The following is a 19914-nucleotide window of genomic DNA, read 5'->3' on the forward strand; positions in this document are numbered from 1 at the left end:
AAAAATTCGGGGGCGGGGCGCGGCGGCGAGCGTATTGCCGCGCGTCGTTCAGTTGATCGAAGCGATGCCCGCAGGCTCCGTATCGGCCTGCGCCGATGCTTCGTACAACTCGGGAATCAGCACCTTGCGCAGCCACACGAGCGAGGTGCCGAGCGCATTGACCGAGCGGTCGAACGGCACGTAGCCGCGCTGCCGGTAGTACTGCGGCAGCCACGGATGTTCGATCGCGGTGGCGAGGTAGGTGGCCGGCGCCTTCACCTGCGCGGCCAGGAACTGCTCCTCGACGTGCGCCAGCACGATCGAGCCGAGGCCTTGCCGCTTGAATGCGGGCGCGACGGCGAACCAGTGCAGGAACGGATACGGCGTGCGCTGCCGGTCGCTGTCCACCCACGGAAAACGCACCGTGACGGTGGCGGCGAGCACCGGGCGGCCATCGTCGCCGGGACGCTCGAGCACGAAGCTGGTCTGGCTGGCCACGGCCTGCTCGACCTGCGAGACGGGCGCGCGCGTGATCGTGAAATGCACGCCGTGCTGCGCCAGCGACGCATACGACTGCTGGAGCAGGGCATACAGCGCCGGCGCGTCGGCGGCGGTGGCGATGCGGATCGTGTCGCTCATGAGGCGTTCGCCGGTTCGGTGTGGAGTGCGTGCGACGGCGCGGTTTCAAACGCGCGCGTGCTCGTCGATTTCCCGGCCAGCAGATGCAGCGACGCAACGCGCGGTGCAGCCTCGGCCAGCGGCGTATCGATGATGAATTCCTCGATCCCGTAGCGGCGGTGCAGCGCATCGAATTCGTCGAGCACTGCGTCGCGCGTGCCGTGCACGATGCGCGCCTCGCGCTCTTCGATGCGGTGCTCGCCGCCGCCGGCCTGCCGGATATAGGCATGCGCCTGCGCCAGGCTGCCCACGTTGATCGCGGGGGTATCGCCGACCTGCACGCGAAAGCGCTCGTAGCCGCTCGCCAGTTGCACGGCCTCGTCGTGCGTGGCCGCGACGATCGCCGCGATCGCCAGCAGCGGCGTGCGTCCGCCCGAGGCGGCGCGATAGGCGTCGAACGCCTGTTCGAGATCGGTGCGCGACGCGTTGATGTGCGACGCGTAGACGAAATCCCAGCCGAGCCGCGCGGCCAGGGTCGCGCTGTCCACGCTCGCGCCGAGCAAGTAGGGCCGCGCGGCGGCGGGTGGCAGCGGCGTGGCGCGCAGCGCGCTCTCGTCGTTTTCGGTGCCGGCCGGCGGCGTGCCGACGGTGCGCAGGTGGTGGTCCAGTTGTTCGGCGAGCGTGGCGAAGCTGCCGCGCCGAGCGCGGTCGTAATCGCCTTGCAGCGCACGCGTCGACAGCGGCAGCCCGCCCGGCGCCTTGCCGACGCCCAGATCGATGCGGCCCGGCGCGAGCGTGGCGAGCAGGTTGAAGTTCTCGGCGATCTTGTACGGCGCGTAATGCTGGAGCATCACGCCGCCCGAGCCGATGCGGATGCGCGCCGTGTGGGCCAGCAAATGCGCGATCAGGATTTCCGGCGACGGGCACGCGAGGCCCGGCGAGTTGTGATGTTCGGCCACCCAGTAGCGGTGGTAGCCGGCCGCATCGGCGAAGCGTGCCAGCGCGACGCTGCGCGCCAGCGCGTCGCCGGCGGATTCGCCGGGCGCGACGGGGCTCTTGTCGAGCACGCCGAGCCGGAACGGCAGCGCGCGCAGGTCGGTGGGGAAGGAGCGAAGGGTTGACGTCATGGGGAGCCGGAGGCGATCGGTGCGGGCGGCGGCAGGGCGATTGCCGGGTTGGACATGCCGGATTATTTTTCGCCGCGCGTGGCCCGGTCAAACAAGCAAGAGGAATATCCAAAGCCAAAAATAATGGTTCCTGCTCGCCGGGCACGTTGCAGTAAGGTCGAGGGCGCGAGCGGGCGATGCCGCGCCGGAAAACTGCATCGGAGTGCGTATCGATGCTGCGGCGTGCATCCCGATGCTGCCGCGTTCGAGTGCGGCGCCGGCCCGCGCAAATCGATAAGGAAACCAGATGAACGACACGAGACTCCGCCGCCTGAAGACGCTGGTGGGCGCAACCAGCGTGATTCACGCCACCGGCGACGCCCACCCGTCGCAAGGCATCCGCCGCGCCGCCGCGCTGGCCCGCAAGGCCGAGGCCGAGCGCATCACCGGGCTGTTCACGGCGGACTTGCTGCAGACGGACCCCGACGGGCTGGCCGGCATCACCGGCAGCCAGGAGCCGATCGTCGCGCTGGCCGCGCTCAGTCAGGCGACCGAACGCATCGGCCTGGTGGCGACGGTCTCCACCACCTATCACCATCCGTACAACCTGGCCCGCCTGATCGGCACGCTCGATCATGTGAGCGGCGGCCGGGCGGCGTGGAATGCCGTGACGTCGTCGGTGGGCGAAGAGAATTTCGGCGAAGGCGCGCTGCCCGATCCGGCGCAGCGTTATGCGCGCGCGGCCGAGTTCGTCGAGATCGTGCATGCGCTGTACGACGCCAACGATCCCGCGGCCACCACGCGCAAGGCGGGCGGCGGCGTGTCGGTCGATCCGCGCAAGCTCGGCGCGATTCACTATCGCGGCGCGCATTTCCAGGTGCGCGGGCCGCTGAACGTGCCGCCGTCGCCGCAGCTTCGGCCCGTGCAGTTTCAGGCCGGGCAATCGGCGGCCGGCGTGACGCTGGGCGCGCGGTACGCGGAGGTGGTTTACACCTCGCAGCCGACGCTCGACGAGGCGCGCGCGTTCGTCACCGAACTGCATCGCCAGGCCACCGCGTTCGGGCGCGCCGGGCGGCTGCCGTTCGTGATGAACTCGTTTCATTCGCTGATCGGCGAATCGGATGCGGACGTCGCGCGCCGGCTCAAGGAACGGCACGAGCGGATCGATTACGAGCAGGGCCGGCTCAAGCTCGCCGACATGCTCGGCGGCGGCCTCGACCTGCGCGAGCTGTCGCTCGACCGGCCGTTGCCCGAGGTGTTGCTGCCTTCCGTGGAGGCCGTCAACCGGCGGCGCGGGCGGGTGGCGATCTTCGTCGGTTTCGCGCAGCAGGGCCTGACGCTGCGCGAGTTGATCGTGCGCGCGCAGGACACCGGGCACTGGTCGGTGGCGGGCACGCCCGAGCAACTGGCCGACGCGATCGAGGCGCGCTACCGCGCCGGGCTGGTGGACGTGCTGTCGCTGCACGGGCTCGGGCAGCCCGATCAGGAAGACCTGCTCGTCAACGGCCTGCTGCCGGAATTGCGGCGGCGAAACATCATCGATCACGATTACGTGGGCGACGATTTCCGCGCGAACCTGGAGCTGCCGCCGCTCGCGTTGCCGCATGCGCCGCGCGCGGTGGCTTGACGCGAACGCCCGGAAAAGCATTCCCCAATTGATTGGTTAAGCATCGCGAAGCGCGCTGCTATTGTCGGTGGCTCTTTTCCAGCCGACAGTTCGGCATCTCGTTCGAGGAGCGCTTCGCATGTCCGGTCACGATCCCGTGAGTCTTACCCGTCGCCGCGCGTTGCAGGCGGCCGCCGCTGCTGCCGCGCTCGGTTCGCTTGCGCCGCTTTCGCATGCAGCCGACGCGGCGCAAGGCACGCCGCGACGCGGCGGGCGCGTCACGCTGCTCGTGAATCCCGAGCCGAACGCGCTGGTGGATTTCGCGACGACTGCGGGCGCCGAGGAGAAGATCGCGCCGAAGGTGACCGAAGGCCTGCTCGCCTACGATTTCGACGTCAAGCCGAAGCCGCAGCTTGCCACCGCGTGGTCGGTCAGCGCCGACGGACTGCAATACCGCTTCGAACTGCGCCGCAACGTGCGCTGGCATGACGGCCAGCCGTTCACGTCGCGCGATGTGGCCGTGTCGATCGACCTGCTGCGCCAGTACCACGCGCGGGGGCGCGCGACGTTCGCCAACGTCGCCGCCGTGCACACGCCCGATCCGCACACGGCCGTGTTCGAACTGTCGAAGCCCGCGCCGTATCTGCTGTATGCGCTGGCCGCATCCGAATCGCCGATCCTGCCCGCGCACCGCTACGCAAGCGGCAACCCGCTGGAGAACCCGAACAATCTCGCGCCGATCGGCACCGGCCCGTACCGCTTCGTGCGCTGGGATCGCGGCAGCTCGGTCACGTTCGTACGGAATCCGGACTATTGGGATGCGCCGAAGCCGTATCTCGACGAACTGGTGGTGCGCTTCATCGGCGACCCGGCCGCGCGCGCGGCGGCGCTCGAAACCGGCGAACTGGATCTGGCCGGCGAGAACCCGGTGCCGCTGACCGACATCAAGCGGCTCGCGGCGCTGCCGCACCTGGCCGTCGAAACGCGCGGCTACAGCTACGACGCCGCGCAAACGCAGCTTCAGTTCAACCTCGACAACCGCTATCTGGCGAAGCTGCCGGTGCGTCAGGCGATCGCGCACGCGATCGACCGCAATGCGATCCTGCGCACCGTGTGGCAGGGCTACGGCATCGTCTCGCCCACGCCGATCAGCCCGTTGCTGACGCAATTCCACGACGCCACCACGCCGGTGCCCGCGTTCGATCTGGCGCAGGCGCAAAAGCTGCTCGACGCGGCCGGCTACCCGCGCGCCTCGGGCGGCTTCCGTTTTCCGCTGACGATCGACTACAACCCGTACGATCCGACCTTCTCGCGGCTCGCCGAATACCTGCGCCAGACGCTGCGCGGCATCGGCATCGACGCCACGGTGCGCTCGCAGGATTTCGCGTCGTACGTGAAGCGGATTTACACCGATCGCGCGTTCGACCTGGATGCGAACTTCCTCGGCAACACGTTCGATCCGACGGTGGGCGTGCAACGCCTGTACTGGTCGAAGAATTTCCGCCCCGGCGTGCCGTTCTCGAACGCCACGCATTACAACAGCCCCGAAGTGGACCGGCTGCTCGAATCGGCGGCGGTGGAAATCGACCCGGCCAAGCGCGTCGCGCTGTTCCGTCAGTTCCAGCAGCAGGTGGCGCGCGACCTGCCGATCGTCAATCTGGTCACGCTCAAGCAGGTGACGATCTACAACCGGCGCGTGCGCAATCACACGCTCACGGCCGACGGGCTTCAGGGTAATCTGGCCGACGTGTACGTGGTGTCGTGAGCGCGGCGCGCCCGCACGATCAACGCAGTGCAGTAACGCTTTCTTTTTTTCATCAGGATGACGGAATGGAATACCGACAACTCGGCCGCAGCGGCCTCCAGGTGTCCGAACTGACGCTCGGCACCATGAACTTCGGCGGCCCGACCGACGAGCGCACGGCGGCCTCGATCATCGATCGCGCGTTCGAACAGGGCGTGAATTCGATCGACACGGCCGACGCCTACACGGGCGGCGAATCGGAGCGCATCGTCGGCCGTGCGATCGCCGCGCGCCGCGACAGCTGGGTGCTGGCCAGCAAGTTCGCGAACCCGCAGGGCAGCGGCCCGAACAATCGCGGCGCGTCGCGCAAGCACATCGTGCAGGCGGTGGACGCGAGCCTGAAGCGGCTCGGCACCGATTATCTCGACATCGTCTACGTGCATCGCGAGGATCACCTGACGCCGCCGGAGGAAACCATCCGCGCGCTCGGCGATTTGATCCGCGCCGGCAAGCTCCGCTATTACGGGCTGTCCAATTTTCGCGGCTGGAAGATCGCCGAATTCGCGCACACGGCGCAGGCGCTCGGCATCGACGGCCCGGCCGCGAGCCAGCCGCTCTACAACCTCGCGAATCGCCAGGTGGAGGCCGAGCAATTGACATCGGCCCATCGCTACGGCCTCGGCGTGATTTCGTTCAGCCCGCTCGCGCGCGGCGTGCTGACGGCCAAGTACGAACCCGGTGCGCAGCCGGGCGCCGATACGCGCGCCGGCCGCGCCGATCGCCGCCTGCTGCAGACCGAATGGCGGCCCGAGACGATCGAGCTGGCGCGGCGCGTGCATGCCCACGCGGCCGAGCGTGGCCTGAGCGCCAGCCAGTTCGCGCTGGCCTGGGTGCTGAACAGCCGCTACATCGCCTCGGCCATCGCCGGGCCGCGCACGCTCGAACAGTGGGACGACTACCTGCCGGCGCTGGCCTATCGCCTGACGGAAGCCGACGAGGCGTTCGTCGATTCGCTGGTGGCGAGCGGCCATCCGTCCACGCCGGGCTTCAACGATCCGGGGCATCCGTTCTTCGGGCGGCTGACGCGCACGGGCGGCTGACGCCATCGCGGCTTGCGCTGGTCCGGCTTCGGCAACCGGGGCATCCTTTTCGGGCGGCTGACGCTATCACGGCTCGCATTGGTCCGGCTTCACCGACCCGGGCCATTCATTCTCGGGCGGCTGACGGGCATGGGCGGCTGACGCCATCACGGCCTGCCTGGATCGCGACCGACCGGCCCCGCGCACCCGCGAGCGGCCGGCCCGGTGCGGGCCGTTGCCGAATCCGGCATATCCATAGCTGAAATCGAACGTTCCCGCGCGGTTCGCGCATTTCTATACTTTCACGATGCGCTCCGGGCGCGCCGCGCGGCGTGTCCGGGCATCCGTTCATGACGGCGCGCGGCCCAGCCACCGCCGCCAGCCCGATCCACGATTCCCTCTTCATCCTGCCATGACCGCATCTCAGACGACTTCCTCACCCTTGGCCGACGCGCTGGCGGCGCTGCCCGCGCTCGCCGCCGAACTGGGCCACGACACCGCGCGCCGCGAGGCGAACCGCGAACTGCCGTTCGAGGGCTTCAAGCTGTTCCGCGCCACGCCGCTCGGCGCGCTGCGCCTGCCGGAAGCGAGCGGAGGCCTGGGCGGCTCGCTGGTCGATCTGTTCGAGGTGGTCTCGACGCTGGCCGCGGCCGATTCGAACCTCGCGCACGCGCTGCGGATCCATTACGACTTCACCGAAGTGCTGCGGCTTTCGCCGGCTTCGCCGTTCAACGCGTTGCAGATCGACCGCGTGCTGTCGGGCGCGATCTTCGGCGGCGCGTCCACCGAACTGGGCACGTCGCGCCCCGGCGAGGTCAGCACCACGCTGACGGCCGACGGCGATGGCTATCGCGTGTCGGGCACCAAGTACTACTCCACCGGCACGCTGTTTTCGGACTACGCACGCATCAACGTGGTGCGCGCCAGCGACGACGCACGGGTGGCCGTGGTGGTGCCGGTGCGCCGCGAAGGCCTGCGCGTGGTGGACGACTGGGACGGCATGGGCCAGCGCATGACGGCCAGCGGCAGCCTGCTGCTCGACAACCTGCGGGTGGAGGCCAACGAGGTGATCGACCGTGGCAACACCACGCTGGTGGGCCGGCACGGCGGGGCGCTGCGCCAGCTTCACCTGGTGGCGGTGGCCGCCGGCATCGTGCGCGCGATCGCGGCCGACGCGACGCGCTACGTGATCGAGTTCGGCCGGCCGGTGCTGCACAGCCCGGCGCCGTCGGCGCGCGAGGATCATTTCATTCAGCAGACGGTGGGCGAACTGAGCGCGCACAGCCATGCGATCGACGCGCTGGTGCGCGAGAACGCGCGTGCGCTCGACCGCTCGGCCGACGCCATCCAGGCCGAAGCGCCCGAGGCCGAGGCGCTGGTGCTCGAAGGCGCGCTGGCTACCGCGCGCACCCAGTTGATCGTCAGCAAGCTGGCGCTGCATGCCGGCGAGCGGCTGTTCGAAGTGGGCGGCGCATCGGCCACCGCGCGGCGTCACAATCTCGACCGCCACTGGCGCAACCTGCGCACGATCTTCAGCCACAACCCGCTGCTGCACAAGGCGCGCGTGGTGGGCGACTACGCGCTGAACGGCGTGACCACGCATTTGACCGAAGGCCGGGTGTTCTGAGCGACATCACGGCATGACAGGATGACAAGGACGGCGCCCGCCGTCCCATCCACCGGCACGCCTACGCCTTCTTCCGAACCGCCGCCGCCGCCAGCGCATCGCGGCCCAGATTCGCGCGCAGCAGCGGATTGGTCGGCGCATGAATGCCGCTGCACAGCACGTTACGCTGATGGCGTTCGAGCGGGTTGGCGCGCGCGATGCCGTGATTGCCGGCCAGCTCCACGGCCAGCGCCACCGCCTGCTTCGCGTTCTCGATCACCGTCTGCTTGACCACCGCGCCGAGCGTGGGCGGCGCATCGCCGCTGTCGATATGGCGCGCGTGCGTGCTCATCAGCCAGTCGTTGGTCGCGAGCCAGGTTTCGATCCGCCCCACCTGTTCCTGCACCGATGCCACGCTCGCCAGCGCCGCGCCGCCGAGGCTGCCGGGCCGCCGTTCGTTGAGGAAATCGAGCAGCCAGTCGCGCGCGGCGCGCGCCGCGCCGTCGTACACGGCGCTGACGAGGCTGAAATACCAGGCCAGCGCGAGCGGGTCGCGTTGCAGGCCGAGGTGCGCGGGGCGCAGGCCGGCCGCGTCGTCCAGCGGGATCGCCACGTCACTCAGCACCACGTCGTGGCTGGCCGTGGCGCGCATGCCGAGCGGGTCCCACGCGTCGATCACCACCACGCCGGGCGCGGCGCGCGGCACCAGGAAATGGCCGACGCGCGGTTCGGCCTCGTCGGTGATGGCCAGCACGTTGATCCACGACAGCAGCGGCACGCCGGTCACGTAGCGCTTGTGGCCCGACAGCCGCCAGTGCGCGCCCACGCGCCGCGCGACGGTGGCGGGCAGGCCGCCATGCGACGGCGAGCCGAGTTCCGGCTCCACTTGCGCGGCATTGATCAGCGCCGGCTCGATGGCGGCCTCGCGCGCCAGGCGCTCGGCCAGCGCGGCCGGCCATTCGGCGTTGCGGCCCGAGGTGGCGCGCGCGATGGCGCTGTGCTGGCTGTAGTGCATGGCAAGGATCAGCGCCACCGACGGGTCGCCGTAGGCGATCTCGCCGACGATCGCGCGCGACACGGCCAGGCCCGCGCCGTCGCCGCCGAAGCGGCGCTCGATCGGCGCGCGCAACAGGCCGGCTTCCTGTAGTCGTGCGAACTGTTCGGCCGGCGGCGCGCCGCTGCGGTCGTGCTCGGGGGCCAGTGCGGCGAATTCGGCGGCCAGCTCGCGGGCGCGCTCGACGGCGGGGCGCAGCGCGCCACCTGCGTGGGACGCATCGATCGGGGCGGGGGGAACCAGTACGGCGCTCATCGCGCAACCTCCAGTCAGACGGGGGAAACAGGGAAAAGGCGGCTCATCGCTTGAGCCACAGGTCGGCGAAGCTGCCCGACACGCCGTCGGGCGACACGGTATGCGCCTGCACGGCGCGCGAGGCGACGGTCACGTATTGCGGCGCGACGAGGTTGATGTCGGGCAGGTCGCGCTCCAGCGTCTGCTGGATCTGCGCGAACGCGCGCTTGCGGGCGGCCTCGTCGGTTTCCTCGGCGGCCTGCGCGAACAGTGCGTCGATCTCGGGGTTGCTGTAGTGCGAGCCGTTGGTGAACGGCACGCCGCGACGGAAGCTGGCGGTGGTATAGAGCCGCGCGACGCCCGCCACCGGGTCGAACAGGTTGCTCATGCCGTTCAGGCTGAAGTCGAAATCGCGGTCGGTGTAGATCCGCTTCAAATAGGCCGGCAGATCCTGGTTGCGGATCGTCACGGCGATGCCGACGCGCGCCAGCGCCGATTTCACGTAGGCGGCGGTGCGCGCGGGGATGTCGCCGATCGGCAGCGGATCGATCGTCAGCGCGAAGCGCGTGCCGTCGTCGTGGCGCGGGTAGCCGGCCGCGTCGAGCAGCGCGTTGGCGCGGTTCGGGTCGAACGGGTAGGGGTTCGGCGCCGGGTCGTAGTACGGGTTGGTCGGAATCAGCGGGCTGACCAGCGGCGTGGCGTAGCCGTAATAGATGACCTTGCGGATCACCTCGCGATCGAGCGCATGCGCGATCGCCTGCCGCACCTTCAGGTTCTTCAGCACCGGGTTGTCGAGATTGAACTCGATGCGCGCCACGCCGGCCTGGAATTCGTAGCCGCGCGTGTCGAGCGCGAGCTTCGGATCGGCTTTCAGGCGCGCGAGGTCGGCCAGCGGCACCGGGATGTCGCCGCCCAGGTCCACCGCGCCGCTTTCGAACGCGGCGGTGCGCGCGCCCGGGTCCGCGATGATCTTGACGAACAGGCGGTCGAGATAGGGCTTGCCGGGCTGCCAGTAATCGGGGTTGCGCGCGTATTCGATGTAGTTGCCGCGCACCCATTTGACGAAGCGGAACGGCCCGGTGCCCACCGGCGCGTTGTTGGCCGGGTTGTCGAGCGGGTCGCCGTGCTGGTACAGGTGCTTCGGCAGGATCGGCGTTTCGGTGGCGGAGAACGCCTTGATCAGGTACGGCGTGGGCTTGCTCAACGTCAGCACCACGGTGGTCGCGTCGGGCGTGGCGACCGAGGTCACGTTGGCGAACGTGCTCTTGGCGCGCGGGTGGACCTTGCGCAGCAGGTCGAGCGAGAACGCCACGTCGGCCGATGTGAACGGCTGGCCGTCATGCCATTTCACGCCCGGGCGCAAGTGGAACACGTAGCGCTTGCCGCCGTCCTCGATCGACCAGGCGGCAGCCAGCAGCGGCTTCGGATTGAACGCGAAATCGTAGTCGAGCAGGCCTTCCACCACCTTCGGGCTGACCTTCAGCACGTTGACGGCCGTGGTGGCGAAATCGACGAGCGCGGTCGGCTCGGGCGTGACGACGAAATTCAGCGTGCCGCCGCGCGTCTGCGCCGCCGCCGTGGCAGGGGCGAACGTGAGCGCGGTGCACAGCAGCGCGCCGAGGGTGGCGGCCATGGCGGCAGCTCGCGCGAGCGGGCTCGGGGCGCGACGGGAACGGCGAACGAAGGTGCGGCGTGCGGCGAAGGCGGTCATGAACGATCGGGGCGGCGAGGGAAGGGCGCGCGGCAGCGCGGCAAGACAAGCGGGGATGCGTCAGCCGACGGCCGGCGCGACCTGTGGCAAGGCGCTCGCCGGCACTGCGCGATGTATTTCGGGCTGCTTGACATTGTCATTGTCGCGAACGGATTCGCCCGCTTCGTGGGCCAGCCGCTCGTAAGCCGCCGCGAGCGGCGCGGGATCGACCCAGTCGTCCAGATCGAAATCGGTCGGCAGAAAGCCGTGACGATGCAGGAAGCGCTTGAAATCGTCGAGCGCGGCCAGCGAGCCGCGGTCGATGCCGATCGTCATCTGCCGGTGCACGTCGGGCCGGTACGCGCGGCGCACCCAGTGCTCGGCGCTGCGCGTCTCGCGCGCCAGGTAGGCGATCGTGTCGTCGGCATGCGTGGCGGCCCAGCCGCCCGCCTCCAGCGTCCGCATCAGCACGCGCTCGACCAGGTCGGGCCGCTCGCGCAGCAGTTGCGCATCCACCGTGAGCGGGCGCGGCGTGCCGTTGTTGGCGTGACGGCGGCGCTCGGGCTGCTCGGCGATTTCCACCAGCACGGTCGCGCCGAGCTGGTTCGCGATGTCGAGGCCGGTCGCGCCCTTGACGAACACCACGTCGGCCTCGCCGCGCAGCAGCGCGGCGGCCTCGCGCGAGAATTCGTGCGGGCGCTGCTGCGCGAGCCACTGGCTGACGGGCAGGTCCGTGCCGGCGGCGGCGTCTTCCAGGCTGCGCGGCGCGTGCGGCAATTCCACCAGCGCGATCGCTTCGAGCGCGATGCCGCGCACGGCCAGCAGCGAATCGAAGCCGCGCAGCGCGGTGGCGCGATGGAAATCCACCACGCTCGCGCGCGTGTTGACGGGCAGCCCGAAGCGCGCCCGCGCGAGCGCCTCGGGCGAGGCGGCCAGCGCCGGATCGAGCGTGATCAGCGCCTGGAATTCGTCCACCCACGACAGCGCGATGAGCCGCGTGTCGCTGCCCTGGGCGCGCGCCCACAGCGCCGGGATATTGCCGCCCTGACGGAACGACCAGGGCTGGCTGTGGGTGAAATGCGAGCGGCGGATCTGCGGATCGTCGGCATCCTGCAGCGCCGCGATGGTCAGCCCGTCGCGCGCGAATTCGTCGTGCAGGCGGCCTTGGCGGATCGCCACGCCGAACGGCGTCGGCGCGGGACATCGGGTGTACCAGAGATGAGTCATCGCGGGTTCCTCGGAATGAACGCGGTATCGGGCGGATGAGACGGCCGGTGAGCGGGCCGGTAAGACGAACCGCTGCGCGCCGGTCAGTGGCGCAGGCCGGCTTCGCGCAGCAGCGGCATCACGCGCCGGCCGAACAGGTCGAGATCGGGCGCGAAGTCGTAGAAGCTCAGTTGCACGCCGTCCACGCCGGCCGCGTGCAGGCGGATGATCGCGTCGGCCACTTCCTCGGGAGAACCGACGATCGACATGTTGCCGCCGAGCGCGCGATGCTCGGCCTTGGCGCGCTCGTCCGCGCCGCCACGCCACGCCTGGGCGTCGCTGTCGAAGCGATGGAAGCTGCCTTCGTCGGCATGCGCGACGATCGCGTCGCGATACTCGCGCGCCTCGGCGGCCGTCTCGCGGCAGATCACCATCGGATTGAGCAGCGTGCGCACGCGCCGGCCGTGCGCGGCGGCGGCGGCCTTCACGCGCGCGGCGTGGGCCGGCACCGAGTCGAGCGCGGCGGCGAGCGTCGGGCCGCCGGGGCTGGTGATGAACACCACGTCCGAATGGCGCGCGGCGAATTCGATGCCGGCGTCCGAGCCGGTGGCGTTGATCAGCAGCGGCCGGCCGTAGCGCGGCTTCGGCGTGACGAACGCCTCGCCGAGCTTCCAGCTCGACAGCTCCGGTTCGAACGAGAAATTCTCGGGCTGCACCCACAGCTGCTTGACGGCGTCGAGGAATTCGGCGGCCATCGCGTAGCGCTGGTCGTGCTCGATGCGCTGCCAGCCGAACATTTCGTGCTCGATCGCGCGGTGGCCGGTGACCACGTTGATGCCCCAGCGCCCCTTCGAGATGTGGTCGAGCGTGGCCGTGAACTTCGCGAAGTGCAGCGGATGCCACGGGCCGTACAGCACGTGGCTGGTGGCGGCCAGGATGATGCGTTCGGTGCGCGCGGTCAGCGCCGCCAGCGTCATGAACGAATCGAGCGCCTGGCCGTTGAACACGCCGCCATAGCCGCCTTTCGGCAGCCATTGCGACAGCGCGAACACCAGGTCGAAGCCGAGCGCCTCGGCCTTTTCGACCAGCGCGGCGTTGTAGTCGAAGCTCCAGTCGGTGCCGCGCGGCAGCGTCGAGGCGCTCCAGCCGCCGGCCTGGATCGGCAGGAACAGGCCGAGCATCAGCGGCTGCGCGAACACGCGCGAGGCGGGGCTGTCGGGGAAGTCGGCCGGCGACGGCACCGGCAGGAACGGCGAGCGCAGAGCGGTGTCGTGCGCGGGGAGCGCGAGAGTCGTGTTCACGGAATCGATCGGTTTGTTCGTCGGCCGCGCTCTCGCACGGCCGTTACATTGGCGCGGATGCCGCGATGGCGCCGGTCGGCGCGCCGGCGGCGCTCGTGTCACAGCCGCTGCATTCAAGCACGCGCCGATTCTCGCGGACAACGAACGAAATCTGATTTCCTATTGCCGATTGCCGGCCATGCATTGCGATATGCAAAGCGTGAATGCTTGGTTGGCGGGGCCGCCCATGCGTTCGATACTGCTTCGATATTGCCTTGCCGTTTCAATCAACCTGACACGCGGGCCGGCTCGTCGGCCGGCCCGTTGCTCCGCCGGAGGGACCCGATGTCCGACTTGCCGAACCCCGATCGCGACGCGCTCGATACGCTGCGCCTTGCCGGCCCCGACCCCGAGAACTGGGTGCCCGATCGCCCCGGCATCGACCACAACGTGCTGATCGTGGGCGGCGGGCAGAGCGGCGCGGCCTATGCGTACGGCCTGCGCCGCGCCGGCATCGGCCGCGTGAGCGTGATCGACGCGGCGCCCGATGCGTCGCAGGCCGGCGTGTGGCTCACGCGCGCCCGGATGCGGCTGCTGCGCACCCCGAAAACGCTGGTGGGGCCGGAAGCGGGCCTGCCGGGCCTGGGCTTTCGCGCCTGGCACGACGCGCAATACGGCGAGGCGGCGTTCGACGCGTTCGAGCGGATTCCGCGCGAGCGCTGGGCCGAATACCTGGCGTGGTATCGCACGTTCCTTCGGATTCCGATCCGTTATGGCGTGACGCTCGCGCGCATCGAGCCGGCCGGCGATCATTTCCGCGTGCATCTGCGCATTCGCGATGCGAGCGGCGAGCGCGACGCGGTGGAAACCACGCGCAAGGTGATTCTCGCCAACGGCGTGGCCGGCAACGGCCGGCCGAACCTGCCGCCGGTGCTGGCGGCGCTGCCGGCCACGCATCGCGCGCACACCGCCGACGCGATCGATTTCACGGCGCTGCGCGGCAAGCGGGTGGCCGTGATCGGCGGCGCGGCCTCGGCGTTCGACGCGGCCGCCACGGCGCTCGAAGCGGGCGCGGCGGCCGTGCATCTGTTCGTGCGGCGCACGGCGATCGCTTCGCTGCCGGTGTCGCGGGCGCGCGCTTACCCGGGCGCCTACGACAATTACCCGAACCTGCCCGACGCGCTGCGCTGGCAGCTCGCGCGCCGCTTCCGCCAGGCCGGCTCGACGCCGCCGCCCGACGCGGTGGAGCGCGTGACGCGCCACGACGCGTTCCATCTGCATCTGGGCGGCGAGTGGACGGCCGCGCGGCTCGAACACGGCGAGGTGATCGCCGAGGCGGCCGGCGAGCGCTTCGCGTTCGACTTCGCGATCGCGGGCACCGGCTACGCGATCGATCTGCACGCGCGGCCCGAGCTGGCCGATTTCGCCGCCGAGGTGCTGCTGTGGCGCGATCGCCACCAGCCCGACGCAGCCGATCGCGACGACGCGCTCGGCGCGCATCCGTACCTCGGCCGCGCGCTCGAATATCTCGAACGCACGCCGGGCGCGGCGCCGTACCTGCGCCATATCCACGCGCACAACCCGGCCGGCTTCGTCAGCTTCGGCGTGCCGGTGGGCGACGTGCCGTGCATGAAGCGCGACATCCCGGCCGTGATCGCGCGCATCAGCGAGGATCTGTTCACGGCCGATCTGGCTGCCCACGCCGCGCGGATGGCCAGCGAGGTGCCGGCCGATTTCCCCGAATCGGCCTATGCGCACCGGGTCTGGCAGGGCGCGGCAGCATCATCCGCTGCAGCCGCTGCGGCCGACGCCGCCGCATGACGCCCGGAGCCCGCCATGACGCATAACGGACGATGGATCGCGGTGCTGCGGCGCACCGCGTGGCAGGCGCTGCCGACGGCGATCGGCATCGTGATCTTCAACTTCTTCCTGCTCAAGCTGCTGCCCGGCGACGCCGCCGACGTGCTGGCCGGCGAGGCCGGTTCGGCCACCGCCGAAACCATGACGATGCTGCGCGCCAAGTTCGGCCTCGACCAGCCGATCCTGCACCAGCTCGCCAGCTACCTGTCGCATCTCGCGCATTTCAGCCTCGGCTATTCGCCGCGCTACGACATGCCGGTCATGCAACTGATCCTCGCGCGCCTGCCGAACACGCTGCTGCTGATGGGCACCGCGCTGGCGCTGGCGGTGATCGTCGGCATCGTGCTGGGCGCGGTGATGGCGCACTGGTCGGGCAAGTGGCCCGACCGCGTGCTGTCGGTGCTGGCGCTGCTGTTCTATTCGACGCCGGGCTTCTGGATCGGCCTGCTGGCGATCGTGCTGTTCTCGGTGCGGCTCGGCTGGCTGCCGAGCGGCGGCAACGTCACGATCGGCGCGTCGCTGCACGGCCTCGCGTGGCTGGCCGATGTCGGCAAGCACGTGCTGCTGCCTGCCGTGACGCTGGCGGCGTTCTTCGTGGCGATCTACGCGCGGCTGGTGCGCGCGGCGATGCTCGAGGTGCAGCGCCAGGATTTCGTGCGCACCGCGTATGCCAAGGGCCTGCATCCGGCCCGCGTGACGATCCGCCATGTGCTGCGCAACGCACTGATGCCGCTGACCACGATGGTCGGCATGCACGTGGGCACGCTGCTCGGCGGCGCGGCCGTGACCGAGACGGTGTTCAGCTGGCCCGGCCTCGGCCGGCTCGCGCTCGACGCCGTGCTCGCGCGCGATTTCGACGTGCTGCTCGGCGTGCTGCTGCTGTCGTCGCTGGTGGTGATCGCGGCCAACGTGCTGGTCGACCTGTTGCAGGCGTGGCTCGATCCCCGGATCGCCTGATGCGCCGTTTTCCCCTTTCGATGGAGCGTTTCCATGAGCACTGAATCGTCGAACGCGGTGCGAGCCGCGCAATCGGCCGCCACCGCCTCGCCGTGGCGCAACCAGTTGGCCGGCGCGCTGTTCGGCCGGCTGGCGGCTGGCGGCTGGCCCGGCCGGCGCCGCCGGGCAGGCGGCCGCCAGCCGCGGCCCCGGCCTGCGCACCTGGCGCGCGCTGCTGCGCAACCCGTCGGCGGTGGCCGGCCTGGTGCTGCTGGCCACCATCGTGCTGCTGGCGCTGTTCGCCTCGAAGCTGTTTCCGGGCGATCCGCTCGACATGGTGGCCGCGCCGTTCGAATGGCCGGGCAGCGATCCGCAATACTGGCTCGGCACCGATTCGCTGGGCCGCGACGTGGCGGCCGGGCTGGTGCACGGCGCGCGCGTGTCGCTGCTGATCGGCGCGTCGTCGGCCGGCATCGGGCTGGTGATCGGCACGTTGGTGGGCGCGATCGGCGGTTATTTCGGAGGCCTGATCGACGACCTGCTGGTGCGCGTCACCGAGCTGTTCCAGACGGTGCCGTCGTTCCTGCTGGTGATCGTGATCGTGGCGATCGGCCGGCCCGACGTGACGGTGATCGCGCTGGCGATCGGCATCGCGTCGTGGCCCACGGTGGCGCGCATCGTGCGCGCCGAGTTCCGCCGCCTGCGCCACGCCGATTTCGTGCTGGCCGCGCGCAGCCAGGGCTTCGGCAACGGCCGCATCATCTTCGGCGAGATCCTGCCGAACGCGCTTCCGCCCGTGATCGTGACGGCCTCGGTGATGGTGGCCAGCGCGATCCTGATCGAATCGTCGCTGTCGTTCCTCGGCATGGGCGATCCGAACGTGATCAGCTGGGGCGCGATGATCGGCTTCGGCCGCGATTCGCTGCGCACGGCCTGGTATCTGACGGCGATCCCCGGCGGCGCGATCGTGGTGGCCGTGCTCGCGCTGAACCTGCTCGGCGACGGCCTGAACGACGCGCTGAACCCGCGCCTCGCGCAACGCTCGGAGCGCGGCGCATGACGAACCTGCTCGAAGTGCGCGACCTGCGCGTGAATTTCGGTGCGCACGAAGCGGTGCGCGGCATCGATTTCGAGATCCGCGAGGGCGAGACGCTCGCGCTGGTGGGCGAATCGGGATGCGGGAAATCGGCCACGGCGCTTTCGCTGATGCGGCTGCTGCCCGACACGGCGCGCGTGAGCGGCAGCGTGAAGTTCGACGGCCGCGAGCTGCTGACGCTGACGCCGCGCGAAACCCGCGACCTGCGCGGGCGCGACATCTCGATGATCTTCCAGGAACCGATGACGTCGCTGAATCCGGTGCTGTCGATCGGCGAGCAGATCGTCGAGACGCTGCGCCGGCACGAGCCGCTGTCGCGTGCGGCGGCCCGCGTGCGCGCGATCGAGCTGCTCAATCTGGTGCAGATTCCCGAGCCGGCGCGCCGCTTCGGCGACTATCCGCACGAACTGTCGGGCGGCCAGCGCCAGCGCGTCATGATCGCGATGGCGGTGGCCTGCCGGCCGCGCCTGCTGATCGCCGACGAGCCCACCACCGCGCTAGACGTGACGATTCAGGCGCGCATCCTCGCGCTGCTCGATTCGCTGCGGCGCGAGCTGCGGATGGCGTTGCTGCTGATCACGCACGATCTGGGCGTGGTGGCCGATCACGCCGATCGCGTCGCGGTCATGCTGGCCGGCCGCAAGGTCGAGACGCAGGCCACCGACGCGCTGTTCGCCGCGCCGCGTCATACGTATACGCAGGGCCTGCTCAACGCGTCGCTGAACCTGGCCGGCGAGCGGCATTACCGCGAGACCTCGCTGCCCGAGATCCGCCACGGCGTGAACCCGGACGGCACGACGTCGTTCATCGTCGTGCCGGGCGTGGAGCGGGTGGCGCAGCCTGCATCGAACGCGGTGCCGGTGCTGCCGGTGCCGGCCTTGCCGCTGCTGGAGATCCGCGATCTGCAGGTGGAATACACGCAGCGCGGCGCGCGCGATACGCTGCGCGCCGTGGACGGCGTGTCGCTGACGATCGGGCGCGGCGAGACGGTCGGGCTGGTCGGTGAATCAGGGTGCGGGAAATCGACGCTGTCGCGCGCCGTGATGCGGCTCGCGCCGGTGGCGTCTGGCGAGATCCGGCTCGACGGCGTGGATCTCGTGCCGCTCGGCGAGCGTGCATTGCGGCCGTTGCGCCCACGTGTGCAGATGGTGTTTCAGGATCCCTACGCATCGCTGAACCCGCGCCGCACGGTCGGCCAGATTCTCGGGCGCGTGCTGGCCGCCAACGGCGTGCGCGGCGGGCGCGAACGGCAGGCGCGCAGCGCGGCGGCGCTCGACAAGGTCGGGCTGCCGGCCGCCGCATTGCATCGCTTTCCTCACGAATTCTCGGGCGGGCAGCGCCAGCGCATCGGCATCGCGCGGGCGCTGGTGCTGGAACCGGCGCTGCTGATCTGCGACGAGCCGGTGTCGGCGCTCGACGTGTCGATCCAGGCGCAGATCCTGAACCTGCTGGTGGAGCTGAAGAGTTCGCTCGGGCTGTCGTTGCTGTTCATCTCGCATGATCTGTCGGTGGTGCGTTACCTGGCAGACAGCGTGCATGTCATGCAGCGCGGCAAGATCGTCGAGCACGGCGACCATCGCAGCATCTGGCGTGCACCGAAGCATCCGTATACGCGTACGTTGCTCGAGGCGGTGCCGGGGCGCGAGGCGGTGGCGCAGGCGGCCTGAGCGAGGGTGAGGGCGGCGGCGCTTGCCGCGCGGCCGCCTGTTGCAATCCGTCTTACTTTGCCGCTGCCGAAAACGCGTCGGCATACGAACGATCGAGCACCTTGCTGGTATCGAAGTGCGCCGGAATCACGCCCTGCCGCGTCAGGAAATCGGCCGTTTCCTGCGTGTCGCGCGCGGCGCGCTCGTCGACCGGGCCGATCGTCTGGTGCGCGGTCGAGAGCCAGCGCGTGGCCACGTCCACGTCGAGATTCGCGCGCTTGGCCCACAGCGCCGCATATTCCTTCGGATGCGCATCGACCCAGCGGCGCGCGATCACCGCGCGGCGCAGGAAATCGGCGATCGCGGCGTGTTTGCCGGTGGCCGCGCTGTCGGTGGCGGCCACGTAGCTGAGGGCCGGCATCAGGCCTTCGGCGGTGGCGATCGGGCGCGCGTGCTGCTTCAATTCCAGCGTGCTGACGAACGGCTCCCACAGCGAGACGGCATCCACCGCGCCGCTCGCGAGCGCATCGGTCGCGTCGACCGGCATCAGATAGGAATACTGCACGGCGTCGGCCGGCACGCCGGCCTGCTGCAGCGCGCGCAGCACCAGTTGCTGGCTCCACGCGCCGCGCCACACCGCCACCTTCCTGCCCTTCAGATCGGCCACGCGCTTGACCGGCGAATTGGCCGGCACCAGCAGCGCCACGCCTTCGAGGTTCTGCCGCGACACCGCCACGATGCGCACCGGCGCGCCGCGCGCGGCCAGCGTCAGCAGGCCCGAATCGCCGAGGAAGCCGAGGTCGAGCGCCTGGCCGTTGAGGCTTTCGGCGATCGGCGCGGCGGCCTGGAAGTGCTTCCATTGCACGCGATACGGTGCATCCTTCAAGGCGCCCGACGCTTCCATCGACGCCTCGATGTTGTAGTAGTTCTGCTCGCCGACCGCGAGCGTGACGGGTTCCTGCGCGAACGCCTGTTGAGCGGCGAGGGCCAGCAGCAGGCCGGCGAGGGGCTTCCAATGCGACATCGATGACTCCGGAAATGAGGGGGTGGGGCGCTGCGAGACTATCCGGATTCGGGGGCGGCCGTGATGCCGTTTTCTGCTTTGGTTAGCAGCGGCGCGGCAATGGCTCGGCGCGCATATATATAGGCGAAATGATTGGTTCCGGCCGCGCGC

At 70.0% G+C, this 19914-nt stretch carries 15 protein-coding genes; 8 read left to right on the top strand and 7 right to left on the bottom strand.

The window, feature by feature from the left end:
* Nucleotides 1-48 precede the first annotated feature (48 nt).
* Together AB4850_RS05975 and AB4850_RS05980 are read right to left on the bottom strand one after the other, a co-directional pair.
* Entirely contained in the window at nucleotides 49-618 is a 570-nt protein-coding gene (locus AB4850_RS05975; protein WP_414441683.1) for a GNAT family N-acetyltransferase, read from the bottom strand.
* A complete protein-coding gene (locus AB4850_RS05980) occupies nucleotides 615-1724 on the bottom strand; it encodes an MsnO8 family LLM class oxidoreductase (RefSeq protein WP_414441684.1) in 1110 nt (369 codons plus the stop codon). Before AB4850_RS05980 ends, AB4850_RS05975 begins: the two co-directional genes overlap by 4 nt.
* Nucleotides 1725-2010: 286 nt before the next feature.
* Between AB4850_RS05980 and AB4850_RS05985 the strand changes: the two genes are divergently transcribed.
* The 4 genes from AB4850_RS05985 to AB4850_RS06000 all read left to right on the top strand — a co-directional run bounded on the left by AB4850_RS05985 (nucleotide 2011) and on the right by AB4850_RS06000 (nucleotide 7759).
* Nucleotides 2011-3330, top strand: coding sequence for an NtaA/DmoA family FMN-dependent monooxygenase (locus tag AB4850_RS05985; protein WP_414441685.1), 1320 nt, complete (start codon nucleotides 2011-2013; stop codon nucleotides 3328-3330).
* A 136-nt stretch (nucleotides 3331-3466) separates the two neighbouring features.
* Nucleotides 3467-5074: an ABC transporter substrate-binding protein gene (locus AB4850_RS05990; RefSeq protein WP_414441686.1), complete on the top strand. Its 1608-nt coding sequence runs from the start codon at nucleotides 3467-3469 to the stop codon at nucleotides 5072-5074.
* Between the two features lie 65 nt (nucleotides 5075-5139).
* Nucleotides 5140-6153: an aldo/keto reductase gene (locus tag AB4850_RS05995; protein ID WP_414441687.1), complete on the top strand. Its 1014-nt coding sequence runs from the start codon at nucleotides 5140-5142 to the stop codon at nucleotides 6151-6153.
* Between the two features lie 391 nt (nucleotides 6154-6544).
* Nucleotides 6545-7759 (top strand): acyl-CoA dehydrogenase, encoded by a 1215-nt coding sequence (locus AB4850_RS06000; protein ID WP_414441688.1) that lies wholly within the window; start codon nucleotides 6545-6547, stop codon nucleotides 7757-7759.
* Nucleotides 7760-7820: 61 nt separating this feature from the next.
* On the opposite strand, the gene AB4850_RS06005 is transcribed toward AB4850_RS06000, so the two are convergent.
* The 4 genes from AB4850_RS06005 to AB4850_RS06020 all read right to left on the bottom strand — a co-directional run bounded on the left by AB4850_RS06005 (nucleotide 7821) and on the right by AB4850_RS06020 (nucleotide 13223).
* Nucleotides 7821-9047, bottom strand: a complete 1227-nt coding sequence (locus AB4850_RS06005; protein ID WP_414441689.1) for an acyl-CoA dehydrogenase family protein — start codon at nucleotides 9045-9047, stop codon at nucleotides 7821-7823.
* A gap of 43 nt (nucleotides 9048-9090) precedes the next feature.
* The gene (locus AB4850_RS06010) at nucleotides 9091-10659 is read right to left on the bottom strand and encodes an ABC transporter substrate-binding protein (protein ID WP_414441690.1); all 1569 of its coding nucleotides are present in this window, start codon (nucleotides 10657-10659) and stop codon (nucleotides 9091-9093) included.
* 138 nt (nucleotides 10660-10797) lie between these two features.
* A complete protein-coding gene (locus tag AB4850_RS06015; protein WP_414441691.1) occupies nucleotides 10798-11943 on the bottom strand; it encodes an ABC transporter substrate-binding protein in 1146 nt (381 codons plus the stop codon).
* A gap of 83 nt (nucleotides 11944-12026) precedes the next feature.
* Nucleotides 12027-13223 carry an LLM class flavin-dependent oxidoreductase gene (locus AB4850_RS06020; RefSeq protein WP_414441692.1) on the bottom strand — a complete coding sequence of 399 codons (1197 nt, stop codon included), beginning with the start codon at nucleotides 13221-13223 and terminating at the stop codon, nucleotides 12027-12029.
* A 324-nt stretch (nucleotides 13224-13547) separates the two neighbouring features.
* Between AB4850_RS06020 and AB4850_RS06025 the strand changes: the two genes are divergently transcribed.
* From AB4850_RS06025 to AB4850_RS06040, 4 genes are all read left to right on the top strand, one after another.
* The gene (locus AB4850_RS06025; protein ID WP_414441693.1) at nucleotides 13548-15023 is read left to right on the top strand and encodes an NAD(P)-binding domain-containing protein; all 1476 of its coding nucleotides are present in this window, start codon (nucleotides 13548-13550) and stop codon (nucleotides 15021-15023) included.
* A gap of 15 nt (nucleotides 15024-15038) precedes the next feature.
* Nucleotides 15039-16019: an ABC transporter permease gene (locus tag AB4850_RS06030; RefSeq protein WP_414441694.1), complete on the top strand. Its 981-nt coding sequence runs from the start codon at nucleotides 15039-15041 to the stop codon at nucleotides 16017-16019.
* A gap of 232 nt (nucleotides 16020-16251) precedes the next feature.
* Nucleotides 16252-17058, top strand: a complete 807-nt coding sequence (locus AB4850_RS06035) for an ABC transporter permease (RefSeq protein ID WP_414441695.1) — start codon at nucleotides 16252-16254, stop codon at nucleotides 17056-17058.
* Complete coding sequence (locus AB4850_RS06040) at nucleotides 17055-18761, top strand: ABC transporter ATP-binding protein (RefSeq protein WP_414441696.1); 1707 nt, start codon at nucleotides 17055-17057, stop codon at nucleotides 18759-18761. The genes AB4850_RS06035 and AB4850_RS06040 overlap by 4 nt, the downstream gene beginning before the upstream one ends.
* Before the next feature lie 52 nt (nucleotides 18762-18813).
* Here AB4850_RS06040 and AB4850_RS06045 read toward each other — a convergent pair whose 3' ends face one another.
* A complete protein-coding gene (locus tag AB4850_RS06045) occupies nucleotides 18814-19764 on the bottom strand; it encodes an ABC transporter substrate-binding protein (RefSeq protein ID WP_414441697.1) in 951 nt (316 codons plus the stop codon).
* Nucleotides 19765-19914: the final 150 nt, after the last annotated feature.

It is taken from the genome of Burkholderia sp. 22PA0106 (assembly GCF_047497155.1).
Classification (GTDB): domain Bacteria; phylum Pseudomonadota; class Gammaproteobacteria; order Burkholderiales; family Burkholderiaceae; genus Burkholderia.